The following is a 21,309-nucleotide window of genomic DNA, read 5'->3' as shown; positions in this document are numbered from 1 at the left end:
GCTACCCGATGGAAGATATACTAACAACATTGGATGATCTGATTCTAACTCTTAATGATAAGCTCAAACCCCAGCTAAAAGAATGGGGGGATTTTGATAGCAAATATAAGGTATTCCGGGGATTAATGAATGAACGATATCCGGGTAAGGTTCTTCCTGATTCTTATTGGGATAAACAGGATGCCCTCTTGCAGCATCTCCTTGAGAAGAAGGGTGTTGTGACCTTATCAGACATTCCTCATGCAAAGGAGGAGTTTCATTCTCCATTGAAAAACGCCTCACTTCTCTCTCTTTGGCGGGGGGATATCACTCGATTAAAAGTGGATGGTATTGTCAATGCAGCGAATAGTCGTTTGCTAGGCTGTTTTACCCCGGGCCATGAGTGTATTGATAATGTCATTCATTCAGGGGCAGGGCTTCAGTTAAGGGATGAGTGCTGGGATATTATGATGGCTCAAGGTCATGAAGAATCTACAGGGGATGTGAAGATAACCAAAGCTTATAACCTTCCCTCCCGTTATGTTCTCCATACGGTTGGCCCCATTATAGAGGGGGATCTAACAGAAGAGGACGAGTTTATGCTGAATAAGTGCTATGTCTCCTGTCTGGAAGGGGCTATCAAGAAAGGAATCAGGACCCTTGCCTTTTGCTGCATATCCACAGGAGTGTTCCATTTTCCCCAGCAACGGGCCGCAGAAATTGCCTTAGACACGGTTATTCATTACCTTGATAAGTATCCTGTTAGTTTTGATAGGATAATTTTTAATGTCTTTACAGAGCTTGATTGGAATATCTATCGGGCTCTTTTGATATCCTAGGAGCGTAAAATGTTCTTACGAAAAATACTTTTTTTATTATTGGTCCTACCATTACTCCTTATGTCCTGTGGCAATAAGGAGAAGTTTAATCTGAATCAGACCTCTTTATTTGTTGTAAGCGATATACACTACCTGGCTGATAAATTACACGATGAGGGCTCCCTTTATACTGAGCTGGTGGAAGAGGGGGATGGAAAGAATATGTATGTTCAAGCTCCCTTATTAGCGGCCCTCAAATCTACCATTGAAAGGGATAAACCAAAAGTTTTACTTGTAACAGGGGACTTAACTTTTAATGGAGCCAAGAGAAGTCATAAAGATTTGGCTGATTACTTCAAGGAAGTTGAAGAGGGGGGGACTCAAGTTTATGTGATTCCTGGTAATCATGATATCAATAATCCCAGAGCCTTGACTTTCTATAAGGATAAGGCTTTCCCTTCAAAATCTATAACCCCCTATGATTTTAAGAAAATCTACAAGGATTTTGGTTATAAGGGGGCTTTATCCTATGATAAGGATTCTCTGAGTTATTTGATTGAACCTATAGAAGGTATTCAGGTCTTGATGGTGGATTCTAATAAATATTCTAACAATAAAGTCTTAGGTAATCCCGTTCAGGGCGGCTTTATCCGTCCTTCTACTTTAGCCTGGATGGGGGATCTTGTTGCTAAAGCGCACGGAGACAATAAGCAAATATTTGTTGCTATGCATCATAGTTTGATTAAGCATAATCCTATGGTGAGTGAGGGCTTTACTATTGATGATAGTGACAAGCTTCAAGAGCAGTTCCTTGATTGGAATATCCCCATGGTACTTACAGGACACATTCATATTCAGGATATAATTCAGAAGTCTCTAGGGGATAGGAAAATTTATGATGTGGCTACTAATGCCTTATCTGTTTATCCTCATCAGTATGGACGTATCAGCTTTGGTCCTTCCGCCTGGCATTACGAAGCTCATCCTGTAGACGTTGAAACCTGGGCTAAAGAAAATGATATTGAGGATGATCAATTACGGAATTTTCCCCAATACTCCCGGGATTTCTTTATTAAACTATCTAATCTGATGGTTGATAAATCGGTGAATACAGATGCGATTGATGAGGAGACATTAGAGGAAATTAAGAAATGGACAGGAGAATCTAATGCTGATTTCTTTGCAGGAAGGGAAGGGGAGACTCCCATTGATATTCCTGGGATAGATGAGAAAGCCCGTTCCTGGATAAATCCTTTTCTGGAGAATTATCTAGACAGTATCAAGGAGGATGGGACTCCTCCTGATAATGATCTGTATATAGAACTCAATCTTTAGGATTCTGTCAGAAGCCCTTTAGATAGGAGGAACTGGGTCGCTACCTCTTTATCGCTCTTATGTTCTCCTTCTACTTGATAATTCAGGTCGGCCATAGTCTGGTCATCCAGAATATTATCCATCAATAAAAGGATGGGCTTTAATTCGGGGTAGCGTTCCAAAGTCTCTGAGCGTACAACAGTTCCACAGTAGTAGGTCTGGTAGAAGTTTTTATCATCCTTGAGAACGGTTGTGTCAGATACACTCAATTGACCATCTGTGGTAAATATATTCATCACATCAATTTGCTTACTATTGATAGCGTTGTATTTGAGTCCTATATCGAGGTCGACATGTTTTTGGAACTCAAGTCCGTATTCTGCACAGAGGGCCTTGTATCCGTCTTCCCTTTCGTAGAAGTCATACTCTGCTCCAAAGCTTAACTGATCATCATAGTTCGCCAGGTCTGAATAGGTTTTGATACCGTATTGTTGGGCTAAATCCTTTCGAATGACTAAGCCATAGGTGTTATTGAACCCATAGAGGCCCACCCATTCCAGGTTATATTGGTCTTTGTAGTCTTTAACTAATTGGGTATAGAGAGTCTGATCATCAGGAATTCCTTCTTTTTTGAGAACAAAGCTCCATCCTGTTCCTGTGTATTCCGGATACATATCAAACTCACCTTTGATTAAACCTGGATGAATATTGGAAGTCCCTCCTCCAATCCCTTTGATGAGTTCCACCCTAATGTCACTCCGGCTTTCAATGAGTTGGGCCAACATCTCTCCTAACAGGAATTGTTCTGTCATAGGTTTTGTGGCGATTTTGACAAGGTTGTCCTCTGCTTTTCCCTGACAACTTGTGAGTAGACTGAGTGATAACAGTCCTGCCATGAGGATGATTGTCATAGTGCTCTTTTTCATTATTGAACTCCCTTTATTGGCTTTACCCTTTTAGTATAAGTATAAGCTTTGGGAAAGACAAAATTCCTGATTAGGGTTGGGCCAGTAGCTCTGGATACTGAGCCTTTAGTTCTACGATTTTAGGTAAGTCCCAATACCTGATATAGGGGTAGTCAGGATTTAGACGCATAAAGTCCTGATGGTATTTTTCTGCCATGTAGAACTTCTTTAAAGGGCTGACTAGGGTTACTATGTCTCTCTTATCCGCTTTGATATATCTTTCTGCTTCCTGTCGCTGCTGTTCATTCACGTAGAATATGGCTGACCGGTATTGGGTTCCTCTATCTGGACCTTGATAATTCAGCTGTGTGGGATCATGAGCTACAGTAAAGAAGACTTCCAAGAGGGTTTTGTAGCTTATGATGGAAGGATCATAGATGATCTGAACAGATTCGGCATGTCCCGTAGCTCCGGAGCTGACCATATTGTAGTGGGCGGTCTTCTCACTACCTCCCGCATAGCCTGAATGAACATCCAATACCCCTTTTAGTTGTTCATAGACTCCTTCCACTCCCCAAAAGCATCCTCCTGCGAAGACGGCTGTCTCCACTTGATCCATGGTGTATTGGTCTTTCCATTCCGGTAGAGGTCCTCGTAATTCCGGTGATCCTTGACTCCATAAGCTGCCCGTTAAGACAGCTGTTAATAATAAGATAATGGTAGATAGATATTTCATTTCATTTCTCCAAAGAGATAGAGTAGATTTCCGTAGCCTTCCTGTTTCATTCGGGTTTTTGGAATAAACCTTAGTGAAGCAGAATTGATGCAGTAACGCAGTCCTGTAGGCTTTGGTCCATCATTGAATAGATGACCCAGGTGATTATCACCGTAGGTACTTCGTACTTCTGTACGTACCATTCCCCAGGAACTGTCTTTGTTATATTGAATATTGCCGTCAGCTAAGGGTTTGGTGAAGCTGGGCCAACCTGTGCGAGAGTCATATTTATCAGTGGAACTAAAGAGAGGTTCCCCTGATACGATATCCACATAGATGCCCTCTTCATGGTTATTCCAGTATTCGTTTTGGAAAGCCCTTTCTGTGCCTTCATGCTGGGTGACTTTATACTGGAGAGGGGTGAGTTGTTTTTTCAGTTCCTTATCTGATGGTTTCTGATAGGTACTGTTTGTTAATTGGGGAGGAGGTATTGTTCCTTCCCTGATATCCTGAGCTATTAAGAGTCCCGCTTGAAGCATTAAGATGATCATTATGTATTTCATTGTTTTTCCTCCTTAGGGATTTATCCAAAGGTAAAGGTATAGAAACGTACCTTTCCTTTGATGGTTAGAGTTAGTATATGAGATCCGGTTTTGTCCAACTGGACGAGCTGGTATAGCTTGCTTTCTGTAGGTTCTAGAGTCGAGGTCTGCTCTGAGCCGTCTATTGTGATAGTGATACTCGGTTCTTCCTCTAAAGGATCCACTACCATGTAGACATTCTTTGCTGTAAAAGAGAGCTTAATCTGGCTATCCCCTTCTGTTTCAATGAAGTCTTTTCGTACTGTCCATGAACCTTCCAGTGTCCATTCTCCTTCCTGTAAGGTCGAGTCAGGCTGGTAAGTCTTTTGTTCTTCCTGAGTGATGATTGATCCTTTATAGGCATCTGCTCTTCCATAACCGAGATAGGTTTCTTTAGTAATCCTGCTTTTGGTATTCTTAGTCTCTTTATCAATGCTTTCCTTAACAGAATAGCCAGCTTCCTTTAACAGTTTTTGTATGACCTTTTCTGAAGTCTCTGTACCCCCTTCACCAAAGTGGTAATAGCGGATCTGTCCCCGGGCATCTACAAAGTAATGGGCAGGCCAGAATCTATTGTTATAGTCGTTCCATAATTGGAAATTATTATCTTGAACAACAGGCCAGGTAACTCCTAATTCTTCCATGGCAGTCATGACATTGTTCCTATTTCTTTCAAAAGCAAATTCAGGAGCGTGTACTCCAATGATGACAAGTCCTTGATCCTTGTATTTGTCATACCAGTTCTGAAGATGGGGAATGGTACGTACACAGTTGATACAGCTGTACGTCCAAAAATCTATAAGGACAACCTTGCCTTTTAAACTATCCCAGTCCAAAGGTTCTGAATTAAGCCAGGTGCTGTTAGAGATAAAGTCCGGAGCTGATCCGTATTGGCCCAAGAGGCCGCCTTGAGGGGGATTCTGCCAGGACAGGGAACTAGTGGATTCCCTTTGTTTGTTCAACTCCTTCTGAACAATCTTGGTGTTCTCAAAACTCGTCAGTCCTGTGCCATATTGGGGAAACTTATTCAGAACATAGCTTTGGAATTGACGATCCCATCCCAGACCGATAGCCAGGGCAAGAAAGATCATAATGACCCCGAAGACCCTTTGGATCGAAGAGGCGGAATGCTTGATAAAAGGTAGGGCATTGATGAGTTTTCGTCCTCCCAGCATGATGGCAATCATAGGAATAGATGTTCCCAGGGCATAGGCTATAATTAAGACTATGCTTGATCCTTTTACCTGCTGACTAATGGCTAAGCTGATAACAGAGGCCATAATAGGGCCTACACAGGGGGTCCATATTAAACCGAGACTACTGCCCAGAAGGATTCCTCCTCCTAATCCCTGAGATTTCGATTGGGGCTTTATTTTGATGATTCTGGATAAGAAGGTCTCAAATACTCCCAGGATGGTAGGAAAGATCAGCATAATCCCAAAGATAAAGATGATAGCTATGGCAACCCAGCGTAATGCTTCAGGGGGGATATTCAGTGTCTGTACCAAAGTGGAGAGGAGGAGGGTGAAGAAGCTAAAGCTTAGGATGAATCCGATGATCACACCGATTGGTTTTCTCTTTCCTCCGACACTTCCTGACAAGACAAGGGGCAGAACCGGGAGAATACAAGGGGATAGTATGGTAACTATCCCTGACAGAAAGGCGAAAAAAGAGAGAATGATCATTACATCATCTCCAATATTTTATCTACAGAACCGCCATTCCATTTCTTTATGGCTTTGCCTTCTGAGTCTATTTGTACAAAGGTATGTTGGTAAGTGACTCCGTACATCTTTTGAAGATCATCAGAGTTATCATAATCTACTATGAGTAGGTTGATCCCTTTTAGGTCATCAACTCGGCTTTGAAGCTCTTTCTTAGCTTCTTGACAAGTAGGACACCACGTGGCATAGAAGAAGAGTACTGTTGGTTCGGATTGTGCCATTAGCTGGGCTCCTTCCAAATCCATAAAATCGGGATAGGGATCAATCAGACCTGTCATTTCTGACATGTCAGAGGACATCATCATCATGGAATCAGCATGATCTGCTTCCATGTGTTCGTCTTCTGACATCATCATAGAATCGTCCTTCTGTCCCCCGGCAAATAGGTTTGTAGAAGCTAACAGTAATCCTAATAATACAATTGTAAACATTTTCATATGCTTACCTCCTTTATTCATTACTAAGAAGATAAACAATAAATGTCACAAAAGAATCACAAAATAGGAAAAGATTTGTAAACTTTAAACATTAAAGGAGATAGTAAAGAGGGCTCCTTTCTCTGGTCCTTTAGAGGCTTGGATCGTTCCTTCGTGAAGAAGAACGATTTCTTTTGCGATAGAAAGACCTAAACCTGTCCCTGGAAGGGAACGGTTGCGGCTTTTGTCCGCCCTGTAGAACCTTTCAAAGATATGGGGAAGATCTTCTTCTGCAATACCAGAGCCAGAGTCGAGGAGGGAAATGATCCGTTTGTTGTCTTCTGTTGCGATGGATATTTCTATGTGTCCCTCTTCTGGTGTGTGGAGAATAGCGTTTTCAAGGATGTTTGTGATTACCCTTTCCAGGAGTGGGAGATCACCTTCCAGACTGGAATCTCCTTGGGGCGGTTGGTAGTTAATGCTTATCTTTTTGAGATCACTTTGGGGTTTTTCCTTGAGTATGACATCCTGAATGAGTTCGGCCAGATTGATAGTCTCCTTATGCAGGGAGATTTGTTTGGCTTCCAGTTTGGCTAAATCGAATAATTCTTGGACGAGAGATTGGAGACTGGTAACGTTTTTCATGATCGTATGAAGATATTCCTGGCTCTCTTTTTGGGATAGGGAGGATTCTTTCATGAGTATCGTTTCTAAATAACCACGTATGGAGGTCAAAGGACTACGTAGATCATGGGATATATTGGCGATTAAATCTGAACGCTGCTTTTCCGCATCTTCCTTTGCTTCCCAAGCTGATTTGATAGATTGTGCCATATCATTGAATGTCTGTTCTAAGCGACCTATATCATCATTCCCTGTGACAGGGATACGATGATGGTAATTCCCTTTCTCAAACATCCGTACACTGGTTCCGAGATGGGTGATGCGTCTTGTAATAATGAAGAAAAGAGACAGTCCTACAATGGCTGTTGCCAAGAGGGCTATCAGGAAGGTTATAATGCCTGATCTGAGGTAGTAGTTATTGCTAACCATAGCTAAAGATCTATCATAACCCTGACCTCTGAGGATGACATAGACATAGCCCAAGTCTGACCCCATCCGCAATTCCGCAGCGGAGAAGGGTTTATTCCTGTTTTCACTTCGAGGGTCTTGCCCCAGGAGGGGGACTAGCCCATTTGCATTAATAAAATCGATGACGGGCTGTATATCGATCCGGGTATGGAGGAGTTGATCATGAGGATGAGTAAAATAGGCCAATATAGCTCCTGATCCATCTAATAGGTAGATTTCCACCATGGGATTAAGAACCATCATATAGTGAATGGCTTCTTTGATGCCGTCCTGAGAGAATCCCCCTTGAACCAGGGGTTGTAATTCATTGGCTATATCCGCCGCATATTCCCTGTTAAGAAGTTGCTCTACTTCATCAAATAAATGTTTTGATGATTGGAAGGCTATTAATAAACTAATGCCTCCAAAGGCCAGTATCATGAGCAAAAATAGTATGGATAGTCGTCCATAGAAAGTTTTTAATATCATTATTTTAATTCCCTCTCTTCTGCAAAACGGTAGCCTACACCCCATACGGTTATAAGGTAGCGAGGATGATTTAGGTCAGACTCTATTTTGTTTCTTAACCGATTGATGTGGGTATTGACTGTATGCTCATAACCGTCGAAGTCATATCCCCAAATAATATTAAGGAGGTCTCTTCGGCTATAGGCTCTCCCGGGGTTTTTGCTAAAAAGGGTGAGGAGTTCAAATTCTTTTGCTGTTAAATCGAGAATGTTCCCTTTTAAGGTCGCCCTCCTTTTTCCTTCATTGATAACGAGCTCTCCCAGAACCAATTCATTCTCGGTCAGGGGAGGCTGCTGTATATGAGAGCGTCGCAGGAGTGCTTTTATCCGGGCAATGAGTTCTCGTATACTAAAGGGTTTGGTAAGATAATCGTCGGCTCCCAATTCCAGTCCGAGAACTCTATCTATTTCCTCCGCTTTAGCTGTCAGCATAAGAAGGGGGACATTATTATTTTGACTTCTTAATTCTTTACAGAGACTGAGTCCGTCTTTCTGAGGTAGCATTATGTCTAATATGACCAGATCATATTGCCCACTCAATGCTTTCGTTAAGCCTGTGTTTCCATCATAGGCATATTCTGCTTTATAACCCAGGTCTTTTATATGCAAGCCTATGAGTTGGGATATCTCTCTATCATCTTCTATTATAAGGACATGGATTGTTTTATTGTCCATAGGCTTGTCCAATGAGTTTTGCTGTAAAATCTGTTGAAGGATTCTTAACTATATATTCTGGTTCGTCATATTGATGAATGGTTCCGTCTTTCATCACCATAAGTTTAGAACCTAAAGTAAGGGCTTCCTGTATGTCATGGGTGATAAAAAAAATGGTTGTCCTCGTTGCTTGATGGATGTTAAGGATTTCTGTCTGTAATTCATGTTTGGTTATCTCATCAACCGCCCCTAAGGGTTCGTCCATGAGAATAATCTCCGGCTTGGCCGCTAAAGCCCTCCCTAAACCGACTCTCTGTCGCTGCCCTCCTGATAACTCATGGGGATAACGATGAAGTAGGTCCTCAGATAAATGGACTAAATCTAATAGTTCCCTAATTCTCTGCTTGATGAAAGGATGATCTCTTTTTTGAAGTTTTAGGACATAGGCCAGGTTGTCTTTGATTTTCATATGAGGGAATAATCCTATTCCCTGTATGACATATCCCATATGCTGTCTTAAATCATCCTGCTCTATTCGGGCAATGTCCTGTCCTTCTATCAGTACCTGTCCTGAATCAGGTGAGAGTAAGCCGTTCATGAGCTTGAGTACTGTTGTTTTTCCACATCCAGAACTTCCAATGGCTGTCACCAAGTCACCCTTTTGAATTTCCAGATTAAAATCTCTTAGTACTGGGACGTCCCCATAGCTTTTATTGATGTGTTTTAGTTCTATAGCTGTGGTGTTTGTCATTGTTCTTTCCAGGGAATGCGTGATTGTAATAGGTGAAGGATAAGGTCCATAAGTATGGCCATGAGAGCTATGAGTAGACTTCCTCCTAAGGTAACGGCCATGTTATTCGTTGTAATCCCTCTATATATGGCCACTCCCAATCCTCCCGCACCAATGAAGGAGGCTATACCTGCTAAAGCAATAGTCATTACAACCATAGTGCGCAAGCCAGTCATGATGACAGGGAGGGCTAGGGGAAGCTTGATGTGGACAAGAATATTCCAGCGGGAGCTACCCATTCCTTTGGCTGCTTCTATTATTTTGGGATCTATATTACGAATTCCCGTAGCTGTGTTGCCCACTATAGGAAGTAAGCCGTACAAGGACAGGGCTATAATGGCCGTTGTATCCCCGATGCCTGTAAAAGGGAGGAGAAATCCTAGCATGGATATGGATGGAATCGTATAGACTACATTAGATATGCTTGTCACGATTCTATATAACTTTTGATATTCTGTGATGATGATACCCAGGAATAAACCTAGGAGAGAGGCAAATAAAATAGCCAAGGCACAAATTCTAAGATGTTCGATTAGTAGTTGACTGAAGAAATCCCAGCGCTCATATAGTATTACTATGGTCTTCCAAAGCAAGGTTAATAATCCTTTTATGTTTTAGTAAAAGAGTAATGTTCAATCGGATATAAGTAAAGAATATAAAAAAAGACTAGATCAGAATGATCTAGTCTTCGATGTATAAAATTAATTATAGTCTGTTAAATTATGGGATCCAGTCAGCTACAACGTCTTCGTTATCAGCTAACCATGCTCTTGCTGCATCTTCTTCACTACCATCAGCTTCACTAATAGCAACCATCAAAGATCCTACTTCGTCAGTAGTTAGGAACATGTTGTTTAAGAACTGAGCTAACTCAGGCTTATCTTCGCTGATTGTTTTACGTCCGATAATATGAATGTTACCAGCACCCCATACAACGTCTTTATCCTGTTCAAGGAAGGTCATACCAAAATAACCAAACATTGAATGTGGTTTCCATGCTGTTACTACAATCCATTCTTCTGACTGATAAGCGTCTTTTAAAGCTGCCATCATTGCAGGTCCTGAAGAAGCTAATAGCTTATATCCTGCTTTGTCTAATCCATAAGCAGGGAAAACATTTTCTTCAGTAGTTTTCATGATACCCGCACCAGCATCAATACCGGTAATGGTTGAATCTAGTTTGTCCATAACTTCTGGTTTTGTTAAGTCAGAGATAGTCTTAACTCCAGCTTCATACATATAATTAGGTACGGCTAGTCCACTAAGAGTGCCTTCGTAGACATGTCCTAAATCAACAATATTTTCAGCATATTGTTCGTTATAATCCTTATGTAGTACAGGAAGCCAAGATTCCATAAAAGCATCTTGATCCCCGGCGGCAACACTTGCGTAGGCAGGAGCTACGTCTGAAGCCGTAATTGTTACATCATATCCCATCTTGTCTTCCAAAACGACTTTAGCCAAGTTGGTATAAGCGATTCCTTCTTCCCAGTTAGCATAAACCAGGTTAGCTGTTTTTTTAGCTTCACCAGAATCTTTTTGTCCATTAGCAAAAGTAATAGATGGTAATAATAAAGTTAGCGTTAAGGCTGCTAAAACAATCTTTTTCATTGTGTCTCCTATATAATTTTGTATTTAGAATACTAAATATAATAATCTCTCAACGAGAGAATAAATAACTAAACATTTTTCTTTTTACGGGTATTGTCACTGAGTGCTTGTGTAACTCTGTCTAAGTAGATAGCCAAAATTACAATAGCAATTCCACCTTCAAATCCCATATCGATTTTAAGCTGTGTAATCCCTTTAAGAACGACATTCCCTAATCCACCAGCACCGATCATCCCTGATATAACAACCATAGATAAGGCTAACATGATGGTTTGGTTTACCCCGGCCATGATGGTTGGCATGGCTACAGGTAGCTCTGCCTTCAATAACATTTGCCGTGGAGTTGCTCCGAAGGAGCGGCAAGCTTCTTTGATTTCTTTTGGTACCTGTCTAATCCCCAAGTTTGTCAAACGAACTGAAGGAGGTAATGAAAAGATCAACGTTGCAATAACACCTGGAACTGGACCCAGTTTAAATAAAAGTACAGCTGGTATTAAGTAAACGAAGGCGGGCAGGGTCTGCATAAAGTCCAGGGTTGGACGCAGGATCTTCCAGGCAGAATCTGATTTCGAAGCCCATATTCCTAAGGGCAACCCAATAAGCAATCCAAAAACAACAGCGGAAAAAACCAAGGATAATGTATCCATTGTCTGATCCCAGTATCCCATATAGGCAATAAGGCTAAAACCTATTAATCCGAAAATCCCCACTCCTCTACCTGCAATCCACCAAGCTAACAAAGCTAATAGGGGAATAAAGATAAAGGCTGGTGGAAGGTGAAATAACCCTTGTATAAGATTAAGAAAGCCTTCAACTACCGCAGAAATAGCATCAAAAAACCAGTCCATATTCTTAGTCATCCAATCGATGATAGCTTCGAATATAGCACCTATATCTAAAATACTTTTAATAAAATCCATGTTTATCTATCCTCCTGCTCTGTATTGTCTTCATTGAGCACATCACTAAGAACAGTTGGACTTTCTGAGTCTTTTATTCCCTCATTGACTTCGGCTATTATAGCCGCTCTGTCGACGATACCATGGAACTTTCCTTCAGTGATGACTGCGATAGGATAGGGGCTTTCAACTGCTGTTGCTAATAAATCAGAGATGGCTGTATCCATGGAAGTCGTGTACACTTCAGCATTTATGATCTCTTTAAGGTCTTTTTTCTTTTCCTTCTTAAGCCGAACAACGTCTTCAATAGATATAATCCCTTGTAAAACTCGTTCAGCATCAACAACAAAAGCATGAGGTAATCTTTCTTTTTCCATTAACCTTAAGGCAGATTCTGGGCCGTCTTTTACCAGGTTAACCTGTGGTGTCCGGTGAACAATCGCTCCTGCTGTTATGACCCTGGTTCTGTCAACATTCTGAACAAACTTCTCTACATAAGTGTCCGCTGGTGCTGATAAAATCTCTTCGGGGGTACCGATTTGTCTTACCTTCCCATCAGGACCGAGGATGGCAATACGATCACCAAGCTTTAAGGCTTCATCTAAATCGTGGGTGATAAAGATAATCGTTTTGTGCATCTTGGATTGTAGTTCTAGTAATTCATCTTGCATTTGTGAACGGATGAGGGGATCTAAAGCGCTGAACGCTTCGTCCATTAAAAGGATTTCTGGATCATTTGCCATTGCCCGTGCCAGGCCGACTCTTTGTTGCATACCACCGGATAGTTCATGGGGCATGCTAAATTCAAAACTTTCTAATCCTACTAGTTTCAGTGCCTCAAAGGCTTTCGCCCGTCTTTCTTCTTTTCCCATTCCACCTATTTCAAGACCAAACTCTACGTTGTCCACTACATTACGGTGAGGAAGTAATCCAAAATTCTGAAAAACCATCGACATTTTGTATCGTCTTAGTTTCTGTAATTCCTCTTTGTTCATTTTCATAATGTCTTGTCCGTCTATAAGGATTGCTCCTGCAGTTGGTCTGATTAGACGGTTTAGACAGCGGATAAAAGTTGATTTTCCGCTTCCTGATAAACCCATAACGACAAAGGTTTCTTTTCTGTGGATATCAAAGGTAGCACCGTTGATGGCGATGGTACAACCGGTCTTTTTTTTGATCTCCTGTTTACTCTTCCCTTCTTTGATCATGGGAATAGCGCGCCTTGGGTTGGGGCCGAAGATTTTATATAAATCTTTAACCTCGACTAATGCCATATATATAAACTCCTAAAGAAATAATATCTGTGTTTGATACTAGTATTGATATATTGAATACTAAACATAGTGTACTAAATAAATATCAAGAAATCAACACCTAAGATCAATACAGGTTTGTTTGCTTAAGTTTAGTACTCCTTAGTTTTTATCGCCAATAGGAGTTTATGAGAAATAGATTAGTGAGCAAAAATGTTCTTTTTATGCTTGTTCTTTGTTCACATTAATCCACAATTTTCCCGGCCTTGAATAAGGATCTACAGACTTTTGTTGAAATAATTGTGTGAGAGTGACAAAATGATAATTCTTTTCTTTAAGTTGTTGTATGAGAAGGTTTAAGCTTTGATGTGTCTGATGAGGCTGTACATCATGAAGCAGTATGATGGATCCATCTTGGACCTGATTCAGGATCATTTGAACCCGCTCTTCATCACTTGTTGTACTAATCCAGTCATTGCAGGCTATCCCACCCATGAAAGGTAGGTTTATTGTTTGTGACATTAGTGTACTTATGGCCAGATTAGGGGGTCTGAAAAAAAGAGTTTGTTCTGGCGCAAATTGCCGGATTTGCTCACTAGTCTTAGTAATGGACTGTTTTATTTCCTCTTCTGTCATCCTATCCAAACTGTCCCATCCCCAGGAATGATTATGGATTTCACATCCTAAAGATAGACAGCGTTCTATGGTTTTTTGTGTGGTTTGATTGATTAATTGTCCTATAACAAAAAACGAAGCAGGGATCTGTTCCCTTTCTAATATGTCTAATACCAGAGACGTTTTGTCACGATCTGGTCCATCATCAAAAGTCAGGGCACAGTATTTCTTATTCATTGCTGATCTCCTTATAGAAAGGATCCCTAATTCTTAGGAGGATGAACTAAGGATCCCTATTTTGATTATGAAAATTGACTGTTAACCAAACCTGCATAATGGCCGTTTTGAGCTAATAATTCCTGATGGTTGCCGGATTCAACGATTTTGCCATCATCCAGGACAAGAATATTATCTGCTCCTTTGATAGTAGATAATCTATGAGCAATAACAAAGGTAAAGCGATCTTCTTTTTGGACACTTAAGGCTTGTTGGATAATCTCTTCTGTTAAGGTATCTATGTAAGCGGTTGCTTCATCCAGGATAAGGACTTGAGGTTCTTTCACTAGAGCTCTCCCTAATGATAATAACTGTCTCTCTCCCAGGGATAGATTATTTCCCCTGGCTCCTGCCTTGGTCTGATAACCATGGGGGAGCTTATCAACAATATCAGACAGGCCGAGTTCAGACATCTTTGTTTTTATTCGCTCTAAGTTTAAGTCATTACCAAGTTGTAAGTTAGCGGCTACATCCCCTGTAAATAGAATAGGTTCCTGCATCACAATAGATATCATCTGACGGTACTCTTTTAAGCCCATCTGAGAGATATCCTTATTGTCCATGAGGATTTGTCCTCCCTGGGGGGCATAAAAACGACAGAGGAGATTCATCATTGTTGATTTACCAGATCCTGTATGTCCCACAATAGCTGTGGTTGTTCCTCTCAGGGATTCGAAGCTTATTCCCTTGAGAATGGGTTCATTACTCTTGTATTCAAAATGAAGGTCTTTGAAAGCCATCTTGTGCGCCTGTAAAGGAACTTCTCTATCTTGTTCAGGTGTAGCATAGATTTCTTCATCCTGATCAATGATCCCAAAAATTCTTTCGCAGGAAGCAATGCTTCTGGAGAATTCATTGATTAAGTTACTAATCTGTTGAATAGGGTTGAAGAATTGTACAATATATCCCATGAAGGCGGTGATTATTCCAATAGTTGTCCACCCTTTCCATAACAGTAATCCACCAAAAAGTAGTACCAAAGTTTGACTTCCTAAGTTGATCGTAGTAACGGATTGCCAGAAAAAAGAGTTGAGAGGGATAAATCGTCTTGTAATACTGTAGTATTGTTCATTCCTATCATGAAATTCTTTGATGTTTTCTTTTTCTTTGGAAAAGGAGCGGATGACTTTCATTCCACTGATGGATTCATTAAGGAAGCCATTAACGTGTCCTAGTTCTTTCTGGCTACTCCTGGCTACTGCAAGCATTTTTTCTTTTACGACCACTACTAGCAAGATGAATAATGGCACAGTTATCAGGAGTATTGAACTTAGTCGTAAGTCAATGAACAACATCATGATCAATATTCCTATCAAGAGGAATATGTTCACAAAAAGGCCTGCTAAACCTCCTTGTAATAATTGTTCCAGAACTTGAACATCATTGGTTACTATAGAGATAGTCTCCCCTGTTTTATTTTTATCAAAATAGGGTATAGGGAGTTTTTGAAGTTTTACATATAAATCTTTTCGCAATGAGGATAGGAATTGGTAACTGATCTTTGAGACCAGTATACCCTGCCAACGTCCTGAAAAATACATAAGGACCAGGTCTCCCATAATCAAGGCTGCCATAAAAAACATTCCATCAAACTGTTTAGGAATAATGTACCTATCCATCATGATTTTGGTGAGGTAGGGGACCAGTACAGAAGCTCCGGCAAAGATGAAACTGAAAATATACATCCCAACAATGGGCCATTTAGATTCTTTAAAATAACTAAGTAATCTCTTAATCATCTATACTTCCTCCTGAGGCAATTGCTGGTACAGGGAATAATAGCTATCCCTGTATAAGCTGTTGTACTTTAATAAATTTCGATGACTATCCAGACCTTCAATACGTTTTCTATTCAATACTATGATTTTGTCTACATCCGATACGGCTCCCATCCGTTGGGCGATGATAATACTAGTTCGTCCCTTCATGAGTTCTTTAAGCTGTTGCTGTATTTTGAATTCCGTCACAGAATCAAGACTTGAAGTACAATCATCCAGGATAAGGATTTTAGGGTCTTGGAGTATGGTTCTGGCGATAGATATTCTCTGTCGTTGCCCTCCTGATAAGCCCACTCCATATTCTCCTATCATCGTATTGTAACCTTCTGGCAATTCTTTTATAAACTCATGGATTTGAGCGTGGCTAGCCGCTTCTTCAACCTCAGCCTGAGTAGCTGTAGGTTTTCCATAGCGAATGTTATCACCTATGGTAGCAGAGAAAAGAAAGGTTTCCTGATGGACAAATCCAATTTGCCTTCGTAAGGTTTCTCGATGCCAGTCCTGAAGAGGGGTTTCATCAATGGTGATATTTCCTGATGTGGGATAATAGAACCTGGGAATTAAAGAGATGAGTGTGCTTTTTCCTGCCCCAGTAAGACCGAAGAGCATAACCTTTTCTCCAGGGTTAATACTAAAGCTAATGTTCTCAAGGACCGAATCCTCTTCTGTATAAGCAAAACAGACCTTTTCAAACTGGATAGCCCCTTTGATTTCCTTTTTAAAGGATCCTGTTTCTGCATGTTTTTGGTCAGGAAGGTTAAAGATCTCTTCTATACGGGTGATTGCTCCCAAGGCCATATTAAATAGGGAGGTATTGGGTGCTAATAAGGATATGGGCCATCGCATGATGCCCATATAGGTTATGAAGGCTAACAGTATTCCTAAAGACAATTGTCCCATCATAACCTGGTATCCTCCGTAGAGGAGGACTATCAAAGTTCCTACACCATTTACTACAAGTATCAGAGGATTAAAGACTGCTTGTAAGGTTGCCAAGTTGGTTTCTTCGTTTTTTAATTTGGCATTTAAGTTGTGAAGTTTCCTTATCTCTTCTTCTTCCGCAGAGAAGGCTTTAACGGTTCGCATTCCAGTAATGTTCTGTTGTATTCCTGATACAAAGAGTCCTAATCTTCTTTGCTGTCTCTCTACAGCCCTCCGCATTTTTCCACTAAAGAAGAGAATCGTTCCCAGAAATATTGGAATAATGACAAAGACCAGAAGAGTTAATTTCCAGCTTAATAGCATCATTAGGATAAAGACTGCTGTTGTGATAAAAATAATTCTTAAACGATGTTCCAGTCCCCAAGCGAACAGGTTACGTAATATATGTATGTCTGATGTAAGCCGAGACATAAGATCTCCTACTTGCATCTTGTCATAGGATAGTAATTCCATGTTTTGAATCTTGTCGTATAAGGCATTACGCATGTCCCGCACAACAGATTCCCCAATGATCCAATATTGTTGAATCATTATATTAGCGAATATTCCCCTAAAGAGGGCTGCTCCGAAGAGAATGGAACACAGCCATATTAGTTTGTGAACCATGCCCTCCATTTGGATATTAACAAATACATCATCTGTAAGTAACTTCACTACCAAAGGCAGGAGATACTCAGTAACATCGAGTAAAACCATAAATAGGACTGCTATTACAAGATTTCCCTTATAAGGTTTAAGGAAGGGAAATAGCTTTTTTAGCAATTTTAACATGAATACTTCCTTATTAAGAACGTCGGCTTTCTGTAGGGCTTAAGGACCATGACCCTAGATCTTTTTGACTAAGCACTATGTTTTGGATCACAATCCCTGGATCAATCATCCATATTTGGAGCTGGTGTATACCAGTTTTATTGATTTCCTTTCTTATTTCTTGGGTACGGATATTATTCCCTACGGCCTTATTCCAATCATCGTTTGTTGTTACTGGATTGAACCAATCCTCTTTAGTTGCCTTCTCATGTATATTAATGACACGGGGCTCTTCCTGATTCCAGCTGATTCCATAACAAAGTCCTCCTTTATTGAGGAAATCATTACTAGGTGCTACCTGAATATAGATCCAATATTCCCCTATTTGATCCAGATAAAGATCATAAACGACAGAGGGGTGCTCTAAAATATTGGTATTAGAGCAGGACGCTCCGATGGGAAATGTTGTTATTCCCGATCCTTCTCTTCCTATGCCAGGGATGACTTTCCATTCAATTTGCTGTCTCTTATAGGATGCTTTAAAATTCTTGGCTTTAATTGAGGTGATACCTTTATATGGTAGGAAGGTCCCTTTTGGTAAGGATGTGGGGTAATCTTTTTTACGAACAACAAGCTTGACTTCCCATTCTTTTATACCAGCAGTGATGATTATACTGGTTTCCAATTCTTCCTGATCAACTTGATCCCAGTGGATTTCAATAGGTATTTGTACTTGCTCATGGATGATCCCTTCTTGTGAAGCAAGTTTTAGCCAATCTACTTCACATTTTATTTGATAGCTCTGATCTCGACATCCCCGATTATAGATATCAATATAACTAGGTTCCTGTTGTTGAGATTCTATTACTATCTTTTTTGTATCAATCTGTATATCCACATTCTCTTGGATAGGTAGGAGCTTTGTCTCAGGACATAAATCGATTTCAGGTTGCTGCCAGTAGGTATAGCTAATATGATTTTGACTGGCCATGTGATTCCACTTTCCCTCTCTGAGACTATGATATTGATTGGTTAAAGCTTTATCTTTGACATAGCATTCCATGACTTTATAAGCATAAGCATTTGTAGAAGATCTTTCTTGTAAACTATAGTCTTCATTTTGTTTTTGATAGATGTACATTAAATGTAAATTGCTTAAAGCCATGAGGGGGTATTCAATTAATTGATAGAAACTATCCTGATAAGATTCAGGAATCGTTGTTTTTAATTGCTTAAGTCTTGATTGCAATTCTATGGATTCCTTCTGTATCCTATCCCTTTCATTAAAGACTTTATTTGTATAGGTATCCTTGTCCAGTAGTTCTGGTCTCCGGCGGCTGCTGTATAGAAGGTAATCTTCTATCAATTGGGATAGGTCTGTATCTTTGATTCCGAATTGTTCATAGGTCCATCTCTTAAGATAATTTGCTATCTCATCAGATTTAATATCCTCAGGATTCCAGGCCATATCCATAAAAAAGCTTAAAGGGAGTTCCTGGAATTTAATATCGCCTCCATTCACGATCCATAGACTTTGTATTCCCGAATTATAAGCCAGGGTGAGTTGCTCCCAGGTTCTGCTTAGATTCGTAGAACTAATCCATTTGTAATTACGAGGACCACCTACATAATCAAAGTGATAATACAGACCATAACCTGCTTTGTGTTTCTGTTTATCTTTGGGGGGAATGATTCTGAGATTTCCCCAGTTATCATCACATAACATAATGATGATATCTTCCGGTATCTCAAAACCTTGCTCATATACATCTTGTACTTCTTTATATACAGCCCACATTTGAGGAATATCCTGTGGTTTTTTATGGGTGACTTCCTGAAGAATGTCTCTTTGGGTTTTAATGATTTTCTCTAACAGATCTGCCTGTTTATCATTGGTAAGTGGTTCATCTCCGTCCCCTCTCATCCCAACTGTGACGAGACTTTCATATGAGCCCATCCGTTTAATACTTTGGGTCCAGTATTGCTTTAACTGTTCCAGGTTTTTATTAAAATCCCATTCTCCTTCACCATAACGTCCCCATTCTTTCCAATTACGCATCATTGGTTCATGGTGACTTGTTCCCATGATGATACCTAACTTATCTGCTAGAATGTGATTCTGAGGATCGTCATCATAAAAACAATCATCCCACATGGCTGGCCAGAGATAATTCCCACGTAAGCGGAGGAGCAGGTCAAACACGTGTTCATAGAATTCATGATTAAGACTTTCAAATTTTTCATGGGCCCAATTACCTAAACAGGGGTATTCATCGTTAATGAAAAAGCCCCTATATCTGATAGCAGGCTCTCCCGAGGTGAAGGTTCCTTTTTTGATAGCTATGTAATTATGCTTTGGATGAGGTACATCCGCCCACCAGTGCCAGGGGGAAACACCTAACTGACGGGATAAATCAAATATCCCATAAAGCGCTCCCCTTATATTACTACCTATTATGGAAATAGCTTTGTCAGACACCTCGATAATATAGGAGTCCCATTTGTCTTTGAGTGCATGGTATTCCTGTTTTGAGTCAGAAGAATCCTCTCCTATCAGCTTTATTTCAAGAATAGGGTTGGAAGCCTTCTGAGAAGACGAGCTTAAGGGAAAGGTCATATTCGTTATACCGAGAAGATCTTCCTGGAACTGTTTGACTCCCCATTGGAGTCCTTCCTGAGAAGGCTGAATTAGGGTTAGGGAGGGATTCCCGTCATAAATTGTTAGATAATCTACCTGAGGTTTACAGGATAGTATTGATTCTTTGTGTGATAAAATAGTCATAATTGCTGTACACTCCTATTTTACTTAAGATATTAGGGATAGCTCCTCCTTAGAACCAATGTTCATTACCATAATATTCTTGTACAATACTGCTAATGAAAAAGGCGATAGATTTTGGTTCAGGATTTCTTGTGAATGATTTCCCCCTCCATTCAGATAGCTTTTATGAGATGCATCTATTCTATAAGGGGAAGGGAACCCTCGTTGGAGCAGGGTTCCAATACATAATCGAACCACATTTATTGACAATAAGTCCTCCCCATGAAGAGCATCGTCTCTATGTTCAAGATGAATTAGCTTTTCATATTGTGCGTATTCATGAACCAGGAGGGGAAAGGGATTTCTTGAATGCCCTGTGTGTTCTCTGTCGTGATCAAGGAGGATTCCTATTATCTTCCCCCAGAAGTTATGAATGGAAACGATATCGAGTACTCTCTAATATCCCTAATAAAGAAGTTCAAAGAACTGTGTGGTATGGGGTTATGGCTTTATTGAGTGAACTAAGTATTCCCTCTGATCCAAGCTATAGTGTGGACATTACAGATCCCTTAATGGATGTTATGTATTATATGGACCAGAATCTAAATCGAAAAATTACTCTGGAAGATTTGGCTTCTCTCGTTAATTTAACCCCATCCCGACTTAGTCATTTGTTTAAAGAAAGGACAGGTCGTTCTCCTATCGATTATTTTTTACGCTTAAAAGTAGATGCTGCTTGCTATTTACTGGAGAGTCATGACTATGTAAATAAGGAGCTAGCCACGCTTTTTGGTTTTTCTGATGAATACCATTTCAGTAAAATATTTAAGAAAAAAACTGGCATAAGCCCCAAAGATTACCGTCAATCCCTTAGGAAAGGTAAGCTGCCTCCTCGGGATTAAAAAACTTGTGCCCCTAGAATATGCACCG

Annotated in this window: 19 protein-coding genes; 3 read left to right on the top strand and 16 right to left on the bottom strand. The window is 40.3% G+C overall.

All coding sequences use genetic code 11. The features are described from left to right. Positions 1 to 8 precede the first annotated feature (8 nt). Both K345_RS0111255 and K345_RS20825 read left to right on the top strand, forming a co-directional pair. Entirely contained in the window at positions 9 to 818 is an 810-nt protein-coding gene (locus tag K345_RS0111255; RefSeq protein ID WP_028974227.1) for a protein-ADP-ribose hydrolase, read from the top strand. Positions 819 to 827: 9 nt separating this feature from the next. Further along, positions 828 to 2,132 carry a metallophosphoesterase gene (locus tag K345_RS20825; RefSeq protein WP_053228246.1) on the top strand — a complete coding sequence of 435 codons (1,305 nt, stop codon included), beginning with the start codon at positions 828 to 830 and terminating at the stop codon, positions 2,130 to 2,132. Here K345_RS20825 and K345_RS0111245 read toward each other — a convergent pair. The 16 genes from K345_RS0111245 to K345_RS20790 all read right to left on the bottom strand — a co-directional run bounded on the left by K345_RS0111245 (position 2,129) and on the right by K345_RS20790 (position 20,400). Next, a complete protein-coding gene (locus K345_RS0111245) occupies positions 2,129 to 3,037 on the bottom strand; it encodes a glycine betaine ABC transporter substrate-binding protein (RefSeq protein WP_028974226.1) in 909 nt (302 codons plus the stop codon). The genes K345_RS20825 and K345_RS0111245 overlap by 4 nt on opposite strands. Positions 3,038 to 3,107: 70 nt before the next feature. Further along, positions 3,108 to 3,752, bottom strand: coding sequence for a peptide-methionine (S)-S-oxide reductase MsrA (gene msrA / locus K345_RS0111240; protein ID WP_028974225.1), 645 nt, complete (start codon positions 3,750 to 3,752; stop codon positions 3,108 to 3,110). Further along, positions 3,749 to 4,294, bottom strand: a complete 546-nt coding sequence (gene msrB / locus K345_RS20820) for a peptide-methionine (R)-S-oxide reductase MsrB (RefSeq protein ID WP_083963740.1) — start codon at positions 4,292 to 4,294, stop codon at positions 3,749 to 3,751. Before msrB ends, msrA begins: the two co-directional genes overlap by 4 nt. A gap of 20 nt (positions 4,295 to 4,314) precedes the next feature. Continuing rightward, positions 4,315 to 5,997 (bottom strand): cytochrome c biogenesis protein DipZ, encoded by a 1,683-nt coding sequence (locus K345_RS0111230; RefSeq protein WP_028974224.1) that lies wholly within the window; start codon positions 5,995 to 5,997, stop codon positions 4,315 to 4,317. Then, positions 5,997 to 6,473 carry a TlpA family protein disulfide reductase gene (locus K345_RS22405; RefSeq protein WP_053228245.1) on the bottom strand — a complete coding sequence of 159 codons (477 nt, stop codon included), beginning with the start codon at positions 6,471 to 6,473 and terminating at the stop codon, positions 5,997 to 5,999. Before K345_RS22405 ends, K345_RS0111230 begins: the two co-directional genes overlap by 1 nt. A gap of 84 nt (positions 6,474 to 6,557) precedes the next feature. Continuing rightward, positions 6,558 to 8,012 (bottom strand): sensor histidine kinase, encoded by a 1,455-nt coding sequence (locus tag K345_RS20810; protein ID WP_053228244.1) that lies wholly within the window; start codon positions 8,010 to 8,012, stop codon positions 6,558 to 6,560. Next, on the bottom strand, positions 8,012 to 8,725 hold the full coding sequence (locus K345_RS0111215; protein WP_028974223.1) for a response regulator transcription factor: 714 nt from the start codon (positions 8,723 to 8,725) through the stop codon (positions 8,012 to 8,014). The genes K345_RS20810 and K345_RS0111215 overlap by 1 nt, the downstream gene beginning before the upstream one ends. Further along, a complete protein-coding gene (locus tag K345_RS0111210) occupies positions 8,715 to 9,455 on the bottom strand; it encodes an ATP-binding cassette domain-containing protein (protein ID WP_028974222.1) in 741 nt (246 codons plus the stop codon). The genes K345_RS0111215 and K345_RS0111210 overlap by 11 nt, the downstream gene beginning before the upstream one ends. Beyond that, entirely contained in the window at positions 9,452 to 10,087 is a 636-nt protein-coding gene (locus tag K345_RS20805) for an ABC transporter permease (RefSeq protein ID WP_053228243.1), read from the bottom strand. Before K345_RS20805 ends, K345_RS0111210 begins: the two co-directional genes overlap by 4 nt. 127 nt (positions 10,088 to 10,214) lie before the next feature. Next, entirely contained in the window at positions 10,215 to 11,105 is an 891-nt protein-coding gene (locus tag K345_RS0111200; protein ID WP_028974221.1) for a glycine betaine ABC transporter substrate-binding protein, read from the bottom strand. A gap of 68 nt (positions 11,106 to 11,173) precedes the next feature. Next, complete coding sequence (locus tag K345_RS0111195) at positions 11,174 to 12,025, bottom strand: ABC transporter permease (protein ID WP_156888382.1); 852 nt, start codon at positions 12,023 to 12,025, stop codon at positions 11,174 to 11,176. Between the two features lie 2 nt (positions 12,026 to 12,027). Continuing rightward, positions 12,028 to 13,278: a quaternary amine ABC transporter ATP-binding protein gene (locus K345_RS20800; protein WP_037572096.1), complete on the bottom strand. Its 1,251-nt coding sequence runs from the start codon at positions 13,276 to 13,278 to the stop codon at positions 12,028 to 12,030. Between the two features lie 201 nt (positions 13,279 to 13,479). Further along, the gene (locus K345_RS0111185) at positions 13,480 to 14,109 is read right to left on the bottom strand and encodes a polysaccharide deacetylase family protein (RefSeq protein WP_037572094.1); all 630 of its coding nucleotides are present in this window, start codon (positions 14,107 to 14,109) and stop codon (positions 13,480 to 13,482) included. Between the two features lie 65 nt (positions 14,110 to 14,174). Continuing rightward, on the bottom strand, positions 14,175 to 15,887 hold the full coding sequence (locus K345_RS0111180) for an ABC transporter ATP-binding protein (RefSeq protein WP_028974218.1): 1,713 nt from the start codon (positions 15,885 to 15,887) through the stop codon (positions 14,175 to 14,177). Further along, positions 15,888 to 17,639 carry an ABC transporter ATP-binding protein gene (locus K345_RS20795; RefSeq protein ID WP_053228242.1) on the bottom strand — a complete coding sequence of 584 codons (1,752 nt, stop codon included), beginning with the start codon at positions 17,637 to 17,639 and terminating at the stop codon, positions 15,888 to 15,890. A 13-nt stretch (positions 17,640 to 17,652) separates the two neighbouring features. Next, on the bottom strand, positions 17,653 to 20,400 hold the full coding sequence (locus tag K345_RS20790) for a glycosyl hydrolase 115 family protein (RefSeq protein WP_053228241.1): 2,748 nt from the start codon (positions 20,398 to 20,400) through the stop codon (positions 17,653 to 17,655). A 95-nt stretch (positions 20,401 to 20,495) separates the two neighbouring features. On the opposite strand from K345_RS20790, the gene K345_RS22400 reads away from it, so the two are divergent. Further along, positions 20,496 to 21,281 carry a helix-turn-helix domain-containing protein gene (locus K345_RS22400; RefSeq protein WP_083963736.1) on the top strand — a complete coding sequence of 262 codons (786 nt, stop codon included), beginning with the start codon at positions 20,496 to 20,498 and terminating at the stop codon, positions 21,279 to 21,281. The last annotated feature ends 28 nt before the right edge of the window (positions 21,282 to 21,309 follow it).

It is taken from the genome of Spirochaeta cellobiosiphila DSM 17781 (genome assembly GCF_000426705.1).
In the GTDB taxonomy this organism is placed as follows: Bacteria; Spirochaetota; Spirochaetia; order DSM-17781; family DSM-17781; genus Spirochaeta_E; species Spirochaeta_E cellobiosiphila.
Note: the sequence above shows the minus strand (reverse complement) of the source record. Positions and strands in the feature narration are given on the sequence as shown.

Excerpts from the sequence above, each read along its gene's own strand:
- K345_RS22400 (WP_083963736.1), top strand. The coding sequence starts at position 20,496 with ATGAAAAAGGCGATAGATTTTGGTTCAGGATTTCTTGTGAATGATTTC.
- K345_RS20810 (WP_053228244.1), bottom strand. The coding sequence starts at position 8,012 with ATGATATTAAAAACTTTCTATGGACGACTATCCATACTATTTTTGCTC.
- K345_RS20790 (WP_053228241.1), bottom strand. The coding sequence starts at position 20,400 with ATGACTATTTTATCACACAAAGAATCAATACTATCCTGTAAACCTCAG.
- K345_RS0111200 (WP_028974221.1), bottom strand. The coding sequence starts at position 11,105 with ATGAAAAAGATTGTTTTAGCAGCCTTAACGCTAACTTTATTATTACCA.
- K345_RS0111180 (WP_028974218.1), bottom strand. The coding sequence starts at position 15,887 with ATGATTAAGAGATTACTTAGTTATTTTAAAGAATCTAAATGGCCCATT.
- K345_RS0111230 (WP_028974224.1), bottom strand. The coding sequence starts at position 5,997 with ATGATCATTCTCTCTTTTTTCGCCTTTCTGTCAGGGATAGTTACCATA.
- K345_RS0111245 (WP_028974226.1), bottom strand. The coding sequence starts at position 3,037 with ATGAAAAAGAGCACTATGACAATCATCCTCATGGCAGGACTGTTATCA.
- K345_RS0111185 (WP_037572094.1), bottom strand. The coding sequence starts at position 14,109 with ATGAATAAGAAATACTGTGCCCTGACTTTTGATGATGGACCAGATCGT.
- K345_RS20795 (WP_053228242.1), bottom strand. The coding sequence starts at position 17,639 with ATGTTAAAATTGCTAAAAAAGCTATTTCCCTTCCTTAAACCTTATAAG.
- msrA (WP_028974225.1), bottom strand. The coding sequence starts at position 3,752 with ATGAAATATCTATCTACCATTATCTTATTATTAACAGCTGTCTTAACG.
- K345_RS0111210 (WP_028974222.1), bottom strand. The coding sequence starts at position 9,455 with ATGACAAACACCACAGCTATAGAACTAAAACACATCAATAAAAGCTAT.
- K345_RS0111255 (WP_028974227.1), top strand. The coding sequence starts at position 9 with ATGGAAGATATACTAACAACATTGGATGATCTGATTCTAACTCTTAAT.
- K345_RS22405 (WP_053228245.1), bottom strand. The coding sequence starts at position 6,473 with ATGAAAATGTTTACAATTGTATTATTAGGATTACTGTTAGCTTCTACA.
- K345_RS20825 (WP_053228246.1), top strand. The coding sequence starts at position 828 with ATGTTCTTACGAAAAATACTTTTTTTATTATTGGTCCTACCATTACTC.
- K345_RS0111195 (WP_156888382.1), bottom strand. The coding sequence starts at position 12,025 with ATGGATTTTATTAAAAGTATTTTAGATATAGGTGCTATATTCGAAGCT.
- msrB (WP_083963740.1), bottom strand. The coding sequence starts at position 4,294 with ATGAAATACATAATGATCATCTTAATGCTTCAAGCGGGACTCTTAATA.
- K345_RS20800 (WP_037572096.1), bottom strand. The coding sequence starts at position 13,278 with ATGGCATTAGTCGAGGTTAAAGATTTATATAAAATCTTCGGCCCCAAC.
- K345_RS0111215 (WP_028974223.1), bottom strand. The coding sequence starts at position 8,725 with ATGGACAATAAAACAATCCATGTCCTTATAATAGAAGATGATAGAGAG.